This is a genomic window from Microbulbifer sp. YPW1 (assembly GCF_013367775.1).
Taxonomy (GTDB): domain Bacteria; phylum Pseudomonadota; class Gammaproteobacteria; order Pseudomonadales; family Cellvibrionaceae; genus Microbulbifer.
The window spans coordinates 441,649-456,618 of record NZ_CP055157.1; the positions used below are offsets into that span (position 1 = coordinate 441,649).

The window sequence follows — 14,970 nt, forward strand, 5'->3', positions numbered from 1 at the left end:
AAAACGACCACTCGTCGATTGCTATTCAGCTGTGTTATAACTTGTCGGCACCCGCCTTATAACAAACACAACACATGCAACGAGCGCTGTACGGGGATTCCGCTGACTAATGAATAAAGCCCGGAAGACACTTCTGGAGAAGCTGTTTGCCGATCACGGCCAGTCACTGGTGCGGTTTGTCACCCGCATCGTGCGCAGCACCGAAGACGCCGAAGACATCGCCCAGCACGCCTACCTGCGGCTGCAGAAGCTCAGTGACGAGAAAGACCTCGAGAACCCCCGTGCCTATCTGTTCCAGATCGCCAACAACCTGGCGGTCGATCAGCTGCGCCGCGGCAAACTGCATATTGAATACGTCAACCAGCAGCTGCCGGCAGAAGGCGCCACAGCCACCGACGACGATCACGCGTTTCACCAATCACCGGAGCGGGTTCTCGCTGCCCGGCAACAGTTGCAAGCCATTCACGACGCCATGGACAGCCTGCCTCTCAAGTGTCGTCAGGCATTCCTACTGCATCGCAGTCGCGGCCTGTCCTACTCCGAAATTTCCCGGGAGATGAACATCTCGGTCAGCAGCGTGGAGAAGTACATTCTGCAGGCCCTGAAAGTCTGCCGGAAAAAAGTCGGAAACTTATAGTCCATACTCCCTTCTATATATAAGGCCCGAAGTCGGGCACAGACTGGCGGGAGTATATTGACCGGCAATCCACCCCCGCCCCGTCATGCTTCCAACTACGACTTTACTCCCCGCTGTGCGGCAGCCGCTGCTTAGGTTTTTGCGCCACTGAACAACCATGGCGCACCCAACACCGGGAACGCACCGCCGTGCAGCAGAAATTTTTAAATTTGTTTGAGGGGGGTGGACGATCATTCGTCTTACTAATGAACAGCGGTATCCAAACAAGAAAATACGGACTCCGCAGGGAATATGTGCTAAATTTTGCAGCGATTTATCGCAAATATTGCACAACAAAACCAGGGATGTTGTTTTGAACGCCACAAAGTAGCACCATATTGGTGCGATCGGGCAAAAAACGAGGATGGTTAGTGCCACGAGGCATTTACTATCCGAATGACAACTCTGACACACAGCTCGATCAGTTATTGGAAAACAAGGTATTAGTGCGGTGAACCCTCAGGAAGTACAAGAAGCAGCAGCGGAAGACAGGCTTGACCAGGCATGTGCCTGGATCGCGCGCCTGCGTTCCGACACGTTCAGCTCCGCTGACCGCCGCGCTTTTGCCGCATGGATGACCGAATCTTCTGCCAATCGCCAGGCTTTCGACGAAATGTCCGAGCTCTGGGGCGACTTGGGCGCCTTGTCTTACCTCCCCCTGGATGAACTCTACCCCGAGAGCGTACCCAGCGCCGAACATCGCAGCGGCGTTGAGCCCGCGCAAGCGAGCACCACTAAGGCACGCTCAGCAAACACCGGCACCACTGGCTGGAACCTGCCACAGTGGCTGATGGGCGGCAGTGCCGTTGCCGCCTGCCTCGGCATTGCCCTGTGGATCGGCAACCAATGGTTGCAACAGGCGCCGGTACAGCAGCAGATGTACACCACCGCCGTGGGTGAAACCCGCACCGTCGCCCTGCCCGACGGCTCCGAAGTCAAACTGAATACCAATTCCGAGCTGATCGTCAATTTCAGCCGGGATGAGCGCCGCACCCAGCTGCTGCGCGGCGAAGCCTTCTTCGATGTAGCCCGCCAGACCTCCCGCCCGTTCACGGTAGCGGCGGGTAGCGCCAACATTCGCGTACTGGGCACCCAGTTCAATGTGGAGCGCAACCCGGAAAACACCCGAGTATCCGTCACCGGCGGTGTTGTAGCGGTCAGCGAAGCGCGCGCCGATAGCGGCCTGCAGCCAGAATCTGTCAAACTGGTCCGCAACCAGAAAGTGAGCGTCTCCAACAGCGGGCTATCCGATGTCGGCCGCACTTCCGCCGAAGAAGCCCTGGACTGGACCCGCGGTCAGCTGGTGTTCGACGAGACCCCGCTCAGCGAAGCCCTGGAAGAACTCAATCGTTATCTCAAGGTTCCGGCTGCAGCCTCTGTCGCCGTCAGCGATAAGCCTCTGTCCGGCACATTCGAGCTGACCGATCCGGAAACCACCCTCGCAGCCATCGTCACCGCCCTGGATTTGGCGCAGGATCAAAGCGATCCGAACCTGACTCTCTTGTCAGCCAAGCCCAACTAAGATATAAATCCCGCCTTGGTGATCGTTCTTTTTTTAGCCAAAAGCTAAGCGATCACCGTCACCGCACTACTAACCAGAAATAATCTGCAAATTCCGGTCACCGATCGTGCCGGACATGTGGGTGGGATAAAAGGTCTTTGAACTTCCGGCACTGGGCAGCACTGTCACTGACTGGACTGTTTGCACTCTCGGAGAGTGCTGCGGCCGCCTGCCCGAAATCCGGGGTAACACTGCCGGCCGGGCCCCTTTCCCGCGCTTTGATTACCCTCGGCCGCGAATGCCGTGTCTCCCTGGTGGTACACGCCGCCAATGCTTCCGCTGTATATGTGCCAGGGCAGGATCTGGAAACGCCCGACGGCAGCATTGCTCCGGCACTCCACAAACTACTAGACAAGACCCCACTGACATTCACCCATGCCGGCACCAATGCCATTGCCATTGTCGCCCGCGGTGAAGGACCTGAGCAGGACACTTCAGAACCCCCTTTACTGCCCGCCGAAGAAGTGACCGTAACCGGCCAGAATCTCACAGGCAGCCACTTGCGCCATCTGAAGCTGGACAGCTATGCGCCGATCGATGTTCTGGCGCAGCCGGAACTTGAGATTACCGGTGCGCAGACAATATCCGAGCTACTCAAATTCCTGCCCGCGGTTTCAGGTAACTCCACCAGCACCTCGGTAACTAACGGTGGCAACGGTACCGCCACTGTCACCCTGCGCGGACTACCCGCGAGCAACACCCTGGTGCTGATTAACGGCCGCCGTATCGTGAATAACGGCTTCGGGGGCGAAGCCGCGGACCTGAACACCATTCCCCTGTCTGCCGTGGACCGTATTGAAGTACTGAAAGATGGCGCCTCGGCGGTGTACGGATCGGACGCGATCGCCGGCGTGGTCAATATCATTCTGCGCCGGGACTTTGACGGGCTGTCTGCCAATAGTTACTACGGCCAGGCCGAGCGTGGCGATCAGGAGACTCACTCCTTTAGCCTGACCTGGGGCGCGGGTAACGAGCACAGCCACTTGATGTTCAGCCTGGCGGATTATCGCCAGGGGGAAATCTTGAGCCGCGACCGCGCCCTATCTGCCTCTGCAGATAACCGGCCCCGCGGCGGCACCGACCTGAGGTCTTCAGCCTCGCCCCAAGGCTACATCGGCCTGTCCGATGGCGTGCTGACAAGTACCGCCGATGGATACCAGACCTGGACCCCGGAAGACCTGTACAACTTTCGCGAACACACCTCGGCATTGGTGCCATCGGAAAGACAGTCCGTATACATTGCAGCCAATCACAGCCTGAGCGATGCGGCGGAAGCCTTTGCGGAACTCATGGCGATACGCACTCGCTCGGAAAACACCATGGCGCCGACGCCGGTATTTACCCGCTTCGACAACGGTGACCTGAGTATCGCTGCGGACAACATCTACAATCCGTTCGGTGAAGAGATCACCGACGTACGCAAACGTGTACTGGAGCTCGGACCAAGGATCCAGCACAACGGGACCGATACCTGGCGTCTAAATACCGGCCTAAAAGGGCAGATCGAAGAATGGCAGTGGGAGCTGACCGCTGCCTTCCACTACACCCGAGCGAAAGAAGCTTTCAACAACCTGATTGATCCCAACAAGCTATCCACAGGCTTGAAAGGACCGGATTCCTGTAACGGGGATACCGATTGTGTCGCGGTCGATCTGCTGGGAACCCCTGGGAGCATTGATCGTGAGCAGCTGGATTTCATTCGCGCGGTAAACCGTGTCAACGGTGCCACACGCATGAACTCTCTCACGTATGTCGCCGACGGTCCGGTGGGCAGGTATGCCGCCGGAGATATTCTCGCCGCAGCGGGCGTCGAGTTACGTCGCGAGGCAATCGACTTTACATCAACCGATGCTGATGGGCTTTCCCTGATCGGCGGGGTTGCATCCGGCTCTGCGCAAGGCGAGCGCATGATCGGCGAGGCCTTTGCGGAAATTTCGATACCGCTGAGGGAAAACACCTTATGGCTCGACGGCGCAATTCGCTATTCCGATTACAGCGACTTTGGCAATACCGCGAATCCCAAACTGGCGCTGCGCTGGCGTCCCTGGCCTGCCCTGCTGGTGCGTACCAGTTACGCCACCGGCTTCAAGGCTCCGACCCTGGTGGATATGAACCAAAAAGGAAGCCAGAGCCAGGAATTTCTTTTTGATCCCTGCACCAACAGCAACGCAGACACTCTACCCGGCTGTAACGGCCGCGCAGATCAGGCGCGCATCCAGTACCTGACAGAATTTGGCGGCAACCCGGACCTACAGCCCGAAACCTCCGACAACCGATCAATCGGCCTGGTGTGGACACCCGGCGACTTTACCGGGTTCCAGGCCAGCCTGGATCTGTTCGACATCCGCCAGAACGATGTGATCGACACCAATCCCCAGTACCTGATCAACCAGAACGCCATGAGCGGGCTGTTCCTTGATCGCGTGCAGCGCGATGCGCAGGGAGACATCACCCGCATTGTCGCCACCCGCCTGAATATCGGCGCCCGGGAAGTGCGCGGGATCGACACAAGCATGCGCTACCAGTATCAATCTGAGGCACTTGGACTCATTCGCTGGTCGATGAACAGTAGCCATATGGATAGCTACCTGAACCAGCTGGCGCCCGGCAGCCCCATTGAAGACCTCGCAGGCACCTTCGCTGACTCCGCCAGTGGCGGCGCTGGCTCACTGCCCCAGTGGAAAGCGAACACCGGGGTTTACTGGCGGCGCGGACGCTGGGAAGGTGGATATACCATTCACTACGTGAGCAGCTTGCGAGAAAACTTCACGCTCAACAATCAGTCCGTCACCCGCGACATCGACAGCTGGTCAACCCACGATGTGCAGGTGGCATACGATGTGCCCACTGGATTCCGTTTCGCCATCGGCGTCGATAATTTTCTCGACGAGGCACCACCGTTTGCAGCGTCGGCATTCAATGATAATTTCGATGCCCGCACCTACGACCTGAGCGGCCGCTACTGGTACACCACTTTCAGCTTCAATATGTAAAGCAACAAGTGAAGCAACCTCTGCCAACTGATTTCACATCTTTCAGTTTTTCCCTCTATCCTGTTTCCTGATCTCCCGTTTCGTGTAAAGCGGGGACACTTTATCTCCCTTGTTTAGGGCAGATACCCTGTTGCGCTTCCGCAGCGCGCTTTATTTCTTTGTGCAGCAACGAAGACGCACAGAAATGAAATCCCCGGCGACATGCACATTGTCGTCCAATGATCGCCCCGCAATAAAAGCAGCGCACATGCTGTTCGCCTTTCCCTCCATTTTTGACGTCGCATTTGGCACAAGCGAACCAAAGGCGCAAATTCATTCACAAAATGACTTGAACGAAGAAAAATTGTTCTAGGGTTGATAGCAAGCCTTTGTTGATAGATGTATGCAGTTGTCAGAGAGGGCGCGGCCAAATTCGGCGAACATCACCGGTATCAGGAGAGGTATACCATGGACAAAACCCGTCTTTCTCGGGCAATCAAGGGCGCGATCGCAGCTGCCGCCGTTACATCCAGCTTTTCTACCGTTTCTATTGCTCAGGATGCACAGGCGCAGGTTGAGGAAATTGTTGTAACCGGTTCTCGCATTCAACGTGCGACGGATGCCAATAGCGCCACCCCGATCAGCGTCTTTGACGCAGCACAATTGGAACAATCAGGCCAGACAACCCTGGAGGACTTCCTGCAGGATGTTCCCTCCATGACCGGTGGCCAGTTGGGCTCTTCCGTCAACAACGGCAGTGCCGGTCTCGCCACCGTATCTCTGCGCGGCCTCGGCTCATCGCGCACACTCATTCTGATGAACGGTCGCCGCCTCAGTTCATCCGGCGGTGCGACCGGTGTGGTTGACCTGAATACCATTCCCACATCAATTATCGAGCGCGTGGAAATCCTGCGCGATGGCGCGTCGACCATTTACGGCTCTGACGCCATTGCCGGTGTTATCAACATCATTACCAAGAAAGGGTTTGAAGGCGCGGAACTGACCGCGAGCTACGGCAGTTCTACCCATGGTGATGGTGACGAGTATCTGGCGGCAATGACCTTTGGTACGGGCAATGACAAAGGCCATGTGATGCTGAATGCGCAGTACACCAAGCGCGATGAAATCGGCCAAGGCGAGCGCAACTTTTCCGCATGCCCCCTGCGGGAAATTGGCGGCAACGTGGTTTGTGGCGGTAGTGCCACCACAACTCCTGCTCGCTTCTCCCCTGCATCCAGCTCAGACCAGCTGATTGTCGACCCGGTCACAGGGAACGTGCGCCCGTTCAATGCGGCGACCGACGCCTACAACTTTGCTCTGGCCAGCTACCTGGTTACGCCGCAAGAAGTTGCGTCCATGTATGGCTACGGCACCTACCAGTTGTACGACTGGAAGGATGTGACTACCGTCAACGCCTTCTCTGAGCTGTCTTTCGTCAACCGCCGCTCCGATCAGTTGATGGCTGCAGAGGGCACTTTCTGGGGTCCGGTAGTACCGGTAACCAACCCCTACAATCCGCTGAATGAGCCGGTCAATATCGGTCGACGCCTGGAAGAAACCGGCGGGCGAGCTTTCACCCAGGACCTGAATACCTGGCGCGGTGTTGTAGGGCTCGACGGTGAATTCTGTAACGAGTGGACCTGGGACCTGTCCTACAACTATTCCCGCTGGGTGGACTCCCAGATCGACCGCGGCCGCGGTAACACCGTCCGCTTCGAGAACCTGCTCGACCCCGTTGCCTGTGCTAACGATCCCGAGTGTGCGGATGCGGTAGGCGCAACTGGCGTTCCCGCATGGAACCCCTTTGCCTCCGGCACCCTGACGCCAGAGATGCAGAACTACGCGCTGGTTACCAACTCACCGATCGAGCGCTCGTCCCTGCGCAGCTTCCAGGCCAACCTGGTGGGTGACTTTGGCGACTGGGCCCTGACCGGCGAAGCTCCGGCATGGGCAATCGGTTATGAAAACCGCGCGGAACGCACCGAGATCGTTCCCGACGGCGCGGCAGAAATCGGCCAGATCTACTTCGTGAATGGCGATGCCTGGGGCGGTAACTACAGCGTGGACGAGTTCTACGGCGAGGTCCGGGTACCCGTGCTGGAAGGACGTCCCTGGGCGCAGGTACTGGCCTTCGAAGCCTCTTTCCGCTATTCGGATTACAGCACCATCGGTGATGACACCACTTTCGGCTTCGTGGCGGAATATGCACCTTTAGATGAGCTCCGCTTCCGCGGCACCTACTCTGAAGGCTTCCGTGCACCCGGTCTGGACGACCTGTTCCTGACGCCGACCGTCTCCGCCGAGACTTATGCTGACCCCTGTAACGAGTATGGCGCTGGCGACAATCCCAATGTCATCGCCAACTGTCAGGCGGACGGCATTGCGCCCGGTACCACCATTGCCTCCACTCAGGCGACCGGCCTTTTCGGCGGCAACCCGGACCTCAAAGCAGAGAAATCCGAAAGCTGGACCCTCGGCATGGTTTGGACACCGTCCTGGACCGATGACATGGGCTTCACGGTGGACTATTTCAACATCAACATCGATGACGCGATTGGTACCCTTACCACCAACACCATCGTTAAAGGATGTTATGAAAGCCCTAACTTCAGCTCGCCGCTGTGTAGCCTGATCACCGGTGCGCCGTCTGTGGGAACCAGCCCGTCTCCCGACGCACCCACGCGCCGCGCATCCGACCTGACCATCGCAGGCCAGCTGCTGAACAGCCAGAACGTCGCAACCTTTGAGACCTCTGGTGTGGACCTCGGTTTCGACTACAGCGTCGATGCAGGACCCGGCGTCTTCAGTGTCAATCTCTCAGCCACCTATCTTCACGAGTGGAAATACCGCGGCAGCTCCGAAGACCCGACCATTGATCTGGCGGGCTACTTCGGCGCAGACCCGGTTACCACCGCGATCGTTGCCTTCCCCGAGTGGAAGTTCTACGGCACCCTGGGCTATGAGTACGATTGCTGGAGCGCCTTCACCACCGTGCGTATGCTCGGCGCAGTAGATGACTTCGACCCATCCCCCGCCGATCTGGCAACCAGAATCGATACGACCTGGTACCAGGATGTGAACTTCAACTACTTCCGCTGGGAAAACCTCAAGCTGACCGGTGGTATCCGCAACGTATGGAACCAGCAGCCGCCCTACGTCACCAACAACGATGACATGAACACCCTGATGAGAAGCTACGATACCGTCGGCCGCTTCTTCTACGGTACGGTCACCCTGCAGTTCTAATCAGCAGAAATCCTCTCCAAGCCCCGCCAATCTGGCGGGGCTTTTTTATTCTGGCTACTTTTCCACCACACCAGCCCCAAACAGCTCAAATTTCAACCGATCCGCACGTAATTGGTGCGGACGTACCTGTCATTACACCTTTTAAGAAAAAAATGTGATTTTTTCTGGAGGGATTGGTCACTTGATCCGTTATCTACACGTTGGGACAGAAATGGCCGCTTGGGGGCAGCCATTTCTATACATCGCCACTCGATGGCAAACCATATAAATCCAACGATCTCAAGAGAGGATTTCCAATGAAAAAGAACCTTCTGTCTGCAGCCGTAAAAGGGGCTCTGGGCCTCACCGCTGCTGCGATTATGGTTCCCTCCATGTCCGCTTATGCACAGGACGCGGAAGATGTAGCACTGGTGGAAGAAGTTGTTGTTACCGGCTCGCGCATTGTTCGCGCCAACCTGGATAGCCCGACAGCAATCACCACTGTTGACTCTGCATCCATTGAATATTCCGGCGAACTGAACAGCGCTGAAATTCTGCGCTCCCTGCCGGCTACCGGTGTTTCTGGCCTGTCCAGTAACAACTCCAACTTCCTGACCTCCGGCGGCGGTATCAATACCGTTGAGCTGCGCAACCTCGGCGAAGACCGCACCCTGGTGCTGGTTAACGGCCGTCGCTACGTATCCGGTGTCGCGGGCTCTTCAGCAGTTGACTGGAACACCATCCCGACCGAGCTGATCGAGCGTGTTGAAGTGATCACCGGTGGCGCATCCGCCATCTACGGTTCCGACGCCCTGGCGGGCGTAATCAACGTCATCCTGAAAGACGACTTCGAAGGCGTAAGCATCACCTCTTCTCACGGTGAAACCCTCGAGTACGGCGATGACACTACCGACCGTTTCAATTTCACCGCCGGTGGCAACTTTGACGATGGTAAAGGTAACGCCGTTGTCTCCATGACCTACACCGATGAAGGTGGTGTACTGGCTCGCGATCGTAAAAACACTGCTGTCGACGATCTGTCCTCCATCTACTTTGGCGGCAGCGTTACCGATAGCACCGCACCGTTCTACTCTTCTTACTCCGAGTACGGCCGCTTCGGTATTCCGTCTACTGGCGACCAGTACGTCTATGACAATGACCTGGGCGAAGTTGTAGATTGGGATGGTGACAAGTACGGCTTCAACCGTCAGCACTTCCGTCGCTACTCTGTACCGACCGAACGCTTCCTGATCAGCAGCAACCTGAACTACGACCTGAGCGACAACCTCGAAGCATTCGTGGAAACCACCTTTGCGCGCACCGAGACTCAGACCGAGATCGAGCCCTACCCGCTGGCATTTGACGACCTGTACATCGACGGCGTTTCCATCGACAACCCGTACGTTCCGCAGGAGCTGCGTGACCTGGCCGTAGCCGCTGGTGACGACCACATCCAGTTTGTACGTCGTACCACCGAGCTGGATCAGCGCGGCTCTTTCGCCGAGCGTCAAACCTTCCGTGCATTGGTTGGCCTGCGTGGCGAATACAATGATTGGAACTGGGACACCTTCCTGGGCCAGGGTCAGATGCAGGACAGCCAGCGTGGCACCGGTCAGCTGAACATCTCCAACTTCCGCAACGCTCTGAACGCGGTTGAAGATGCCAATGGCAACATTGTGTGTGCCGATGCAGCTGCTGTTGCCGAAGGTTGTGCACCGCTGAACCTGTTTGGTAAAGGCGCCATCTCCCAGGAAGCTGCAGACTACGTTTCTGCTCCATCCGTTCGTGACCAGCGCACCAAGCAAACCATCGCCGGTATCAACGTTAACGGTACCGTCGTAGACCTGCCGGCTGGCCCGCTGAGCCTGGCGACCGGTTGGGAATACCGCGACGAATACGCCGCAGACTTCCCGGACGCCCTGACCCGTACCGGCCAGAATGCTGGTAACAAGGAAGAGCCGACCGAAGGTAGCTACAGCGTCAACGAAATTTACGTTGAGATGGAAGCGCCGGTCCTGGCCGATCTGCCGCTGATCCAATCCCTGAGTGTTGGCGCGGCTTACCGCTACTCTGACTACGACACCATCGGCGCTACCGACGCATACACCGGTCGCGTATCCTGGGTAATCAACGATGAGCTGCGTGTTCGCGGTCAGTACGCTCGTGCAGTACGCGCGCCGAACATCAGCGAACTGTACTCTCCGGGCGGCGAGAACTTCGCGTCTGTCAGCGACCCCTGTAACGGCGTAACTGCTACCACCGCTGGTGTTGTTGCCGATAACTGCCGCAGCATCCCGGCAGTTGCAGACCGTATTGCCGCTGAAGGTGTTTTCGAGCTGACCCAGCCTGAAATTCAGGGTACTGGCGGCTTCACCGGCAAAGGTAACGAAAACCTGTTCACCGAGACCTCCGACAGTTACACCTTCGGTGCGATCTTCGAACACGATTTCGGTAACTTCGGTAGCATCACTACCTCTCTGGATTGGTACAGCATTGAAATCGAAGACCTGATCGACACTGTCGGCCGTCAGACTTCTGTGGATTTCTGCTACAACTCCACCAGCTTCCCGAACAATTTCTGTGACTTCATTGTCCGTGACGGCAGCGGCCCTGCATTCCAGAAGGGTGAGATCACCGAAGTTAACTCCGGCTACATCAACGAAGGCACCCTGACCACTGAAGGTATCGACCTACAGCTGGGCTGGGGCCGCGACGTTGGTCCGGGTCAGCTGGACGTGAAACTGAACTACGGTCACGTGATGGACTACACCCTGAGCAAGTTCGGCGATGCTGACGAGCTGGTGGGTGAAGTGGGTTACTTCGAGAACCAGTGGCTGGCAACCATCAACTACGCAATGGATCGTCTGGTAGTTCAGTGGGAAACCGCGTACCTGAGCGACGCATCTCCAGACCTGAGCAGCCCGGACTTTAACTACTCCGTAGGCGAATACGTAACTCACGATCTTTTCGCGAACTACCAGTTCACCGAAAATCTGAGTGCCAACCTCGGTATCAACAACTTGCTGGATGAAGAAGCACCGATCATCCTGTCTGGTGTTCCGGGTAACTCTACCGGTACTGACACCAACGCGTCTGTGTACAACCCGATTGGCCGCAGCGCATACGTAGGTGTTCGCTTCACTTTCTAATTTATAAAAATTATCTTGGTCTTTTCAGGCGGCTCCTTGAGCCGCCTTTTTTATGCCCGCTACTTAACTATCTTCATTCGGTCCAACAAGCACCTCAAAAATTCCTGCCAATTCCTACACAAAAGTCACAAATTACATATAGATAATTATTGCCATCAAAAACACAAAATACACTTAAAGAATAAATGCAAGCCGAAAGAATGAACTGGATCACAAAAAAATATAAACATTATCCAATTTATTGAGGAACTTTTTGAATTGGTCGTTAAACCCCTGTTGGGCACGGAGATGTTTATTGGGGTAACCATCTCCAGACTTATCTGAACGACACACTTAAAAGATTCCAAAGATCAAGAGAGGACTTCAAATGAAAAAGAACCTACTGTCTGCAGCAGTAAAAGGCGCATTGGGCCTTACTGCTGTTGCGATTCTGGTTCCCTCCATGCCGGCTTTTGCACAAGAAGGCGCCGACGCTGTAGAAGAGGTTGTAGTTACAGGCTCTCGTATCCAGCGTGACGCAAACGAAACCAGTGTAAGCCCGGTAACTTCTGTAAACGCAGAAGACCTGAAAGCCACCGGTATGGTCCGAGTTGAAGACCTGATCAACGACCTGCCGCAAGTTGCTGCAACCCAAACCGCCGGTCAAGCGAACGGCTCCACCGGTACCGCAACCGTTTCCCTGCGTGGCCTCGGCTCCCAGCGCACCCTGGTGCTGATCGACGGCCGTCGTATGCCTGCCGGTTCTCCGCTGGCTGGCGGCTCTGGCGCTGACCTTAACCAGATCCCGGGTGCCCTGGTAGAGCGCGTTGAAGTTCTGACTGGTGGCTCTTCCGCTACCTACGGTTCTGACGCGATTGCTGGCGTTGTGAACTTCATCATGATGGACGACTTCGAAGGCGTTCGTTTCGATAGCCAGACCAGCGTTTACCAGCACAACAACGACAACGGCGCTATGCAGGATCTGGTTAAATCCAGAGGCTTTGACGTTGCTGACGGTAGCGTAACCGACGGCGAAACCAATGATTTCTCCATGATCATGGGTGCCAACCTGGATAGCGGCCGCGGTAACGTAACCGCTTATGCCAACTACCGCAAAATTGACCCGGTACTGCAGGCAGACCGCGACTACTCCGGTTGTGCACTGGGCGGTAGCCCCGACAACTTCTCCTGTGGTGGCTCCTCCACTGTACCCTGGGGTCGCTTCACCGACTTCGGCGTAAACTCCGGTGATACCACCGAAAGCTTTGACTACAGCGTAGACGGCAATGGCTTCACCGACTTTGCCAACCTGTACAACTACGGTCCGCTGAACTACTTCCAGCGCCCGGACGAGCGCTGGACCATGGGTGCTTTCGGTCACTACGACATCAATGAAAACGCCACTGCCTACGCTCAGCTGATGTACGCAGACGACCGCACCGTTGCACAGATCGCGCCCTCCGGTGCTTTCTTCGTAACCAACGACCTGTTCTGTGGCAACCCTTTCCTGTCCGACGAACAGTACGACGCCATCTGTGGCGTTTACGGCCTGGGTAAAGATCAGTTCGTTAGCGATCTGGTTGTTACCAACACCGACGCAACCACCGGCGAAGTTACCACCAACCCGGGTGCTATCTACATTGGCCGCCGTAACGTCGAAGGCGGTCCTCGTCAGGACGATATGCGTCACACCACTTTCCGCGGCGTGTTTGGTATTCGCGGTGACATCAACGAAAACTGGTCTTACGATGTATATGGTCAGTACTCAGAAGTTAGCCTCGAGCAGACTTACCTGAACGACCTGTCTTCCAGCCGCATCGCGCGTGCACTGGATGTTCGTACCGGCGAAGATGGCAACCCGGTGTGTCAGTCCGTTCTGGACGGCTCCGATCCTAACTGTGTGCCCTGGAACGTATTCCAGGAAGGTGGCGTAACTCAGGAAGCTATCGATTACCTGGTTCTGCCGCTGTTTGCTCGCGGTACTACCGATCAGGAAATCGTTTCCGGTTACGTTACTGGCGACCTGACCGACTACGGCGTGAAGCTGCCGACTGCTGACAGCGGCGTTGCCATTGTCGCCGGTCTGGAAAGCCGTCGTGAATCCCTGAACTACTCTCCGGACTCTGGCTTCCAGAACGGTGAAGGTGCAGGTCAGGGCGGCCCGACCCTGCCGGTTGACGGCAAGCTGTCCGTGAAAGAGGTATTCACCGAAACGAGCATTCCGCTGGTTAGCGGCAAGCCCGGTATGGAATACCTCGGCCTGGAACTGGCTTACCGCTATTCCGATTACTCTACCGACGAGCAGACCAACACCTACAAGGTGGCTGCAGACTGGCAACCGATGAACGACCTGCGCGTTCGCGCGAGCTTCCAGTCCGCTACTCGTCACGCCAACATTCGTGAGCTGTACCGCGCACAGTCCATCGGCCTGTTCGACATGACTTACGATCCCTGTGGCTCCCGCACCGATGCCGACGGCAACGTTGTAGGCCCGACCGCTACCCTGGCAGAGTGTCAGAACACCGGTATCACTGCAGCCACTTACGGCGGCGGCATTGATTCCCCGGCTGGTCAGTACAACTACATCGGCGGTGGTAACCCGGAGCTGTCTCCAGAAGAATCCGAAACCGTATCTTTCGGTTTCGTTTACACCCCGGAAATGATCTCCGGCCTGAGCATGAGTGTTGACTACTTCAACATTCAGGTGACCGAAGCGATCGCAGGTATTAGCCCGGAAACCATCCTGAACAAGTGTCTCGAAACTGGCGATGCTCTGTTCTGTGATTCCATCAGCCGTGGTGGCAACGGCAACCTGTGGATTGGCAGTGCGGCTATCTCCGCTACCGACGTCAACATCGGCTTCTTCGAAACCGAAGGTGTCGACATCAACGCCAACTACGGCTTTGAAGTGGGCGAGTTCGGCGGCGTTGACATGAACCTGATCGCTACCTACCTCACCAAGTGGGACCAGCAGGAGTTCGTTGGTCAGCCGGTTGAAGACTGCGTAGGCGTTTGGAACGGCTCCTGTGGCACTCCCACTCCGGAATTCGTAAGCACTCTGCGCGCTACCTGGACTACTCCCTGGAGCGTGAATGTGACCGGTGCATGGCGTCACATCGGTGGTGTTGATGACCTCGGAGCCAATGGTGCAGACTTCGATGCGTTCAACTACTTCGATCTGTCCGGCTCTTGGGCTGCTAGTGACAACATCACTATCCGCAGCGGTATCAACAATGTCTTCGACAAAGAGCCGCCGCTGACTGCAGACGCTGGCCCCAGCATCTACGGTAACGGCAACACCTTCCCGGGCATCTACGACGCTCTGGGCCGGTACGCCTTCCTGGGTATTACCGCGGACTTCTAATTCTTTGAATTAGAAACCTGGTAACCAGGAAAAAGAAAAGGCGC

The 14,970-nt window shown here is 56.5% G+C and carries 6 protein-coding genes; all 6 read left to right on the plus strand.

Features of this window, described 5'->3' with window-relative positions; genetic code table 11:
* Positions 1-109: 109 nt before the first annotated feature.
* The 6 genes from HUW35_RS01970 to HUW35_RS01995 all read left to right on the plus strand — a co-directional run bounded on the left by HUW35_RS01970 (position 110) and on the right by HUW35_RS01995 (position 14,926).
* Positions 110-637 (plus strand): RNA polymerase sigma factor, encoded by a 528-nt coding sequence (locus HUW35_RS01970; protein WP_181254036.1) that lies wholly within the window; start codon positions 110-112, stop codon positions 635-637.
* Positions 638-1,127: 490 nt separating this feature from the next.
* Entirely contained in the window at positions 1,128-2,198 is a 1,071-nt protein-coding gene (locus HUW35_RS01975; RefSeq protein WP_181254037.1) for a FecR family protein, read from the plus strand.
* 137 nt (positions 2,199-2,335) lie between these two features.
* Positions 2,336-5,230, plus strand: coding sequence for a TonB-dependent receptor (locus HUW35_RS01980; RefSeq protein WP_255463421.1), 2,895 nt, complete (start codon positions 2,336-2,338; stop codon positions 5,228-5,230).
* Between the two features lie 447 nt (positions 5,231-5,677).
* A complete protein-coding gene (locus HUW35_RS01985) occupies positions 5,678-8,455 on the plus strand; it encodes a TonB-dependent siderophore receptor (RefSeq protein WP_181254038.1) in 2,778 nt (925 codons plus the stop codon).
* A 296-nt stretch (positions 8,456-8,751) separates the two neighbouring features.
* Positions 8,752-11,583, plus strand: a complete 2,832-nt coding sequence (locus HUW35_RS01990; protein WP_181254039.1) for a TonB-dependent siderophore receptor — start codon at positions 8,752-8,754, stop codon at positions 11,581-11,583.
* A 367-nt stretch (positions 11,584-11,950) separates the two neighbouring features.
* A complete protein-coding gene (locus tag HUW35_RS01995) occupies positions 11,951-14,926 on the plus strand; it encodes a TonB-dependent siderophore receptor (RefSeq protein ID WP_181254040.1) in 2,976 nt (991 codons plus the stop codon).
* Positions 14,927-14,970: the final 44 nt, after the last annotated feature.

What these genes read in the sequence shown, in the direction of transcription:
- HUW35_RS01970 (WP_181254036.1), top strand. Translation starts at nt 110, where the DNA reads ATGAATAAAGCCCGGAAGACACTTCTGGAGAAGCTGTTTGCCGATCAC.
- HUW35_RS01985 (WP_181254038.1), top strand. Translation starts at nt 5,678, where the DNA reads ATGGACAAAACCCGTCTTTCTCGGGCAATCAAGGGCGCGATCGCAGCT.
- HUW35_RS01995 (WP_181254040.1), top strand. Translation starts at nt 11,951, where the DNA reads ATGAAAAAGAACCTACTGTCTGCAGCAGTAAAAGGCGCATTGGGCCTT.
- HUW35_RS01990 (WP_181254039.1), top strand. Translation starts at nt 8,752, where the DNA reads ATGAAAAAGAACCTTCTGTCTGCAGCCGTAAAAGGGGCTCTGGGCCTC.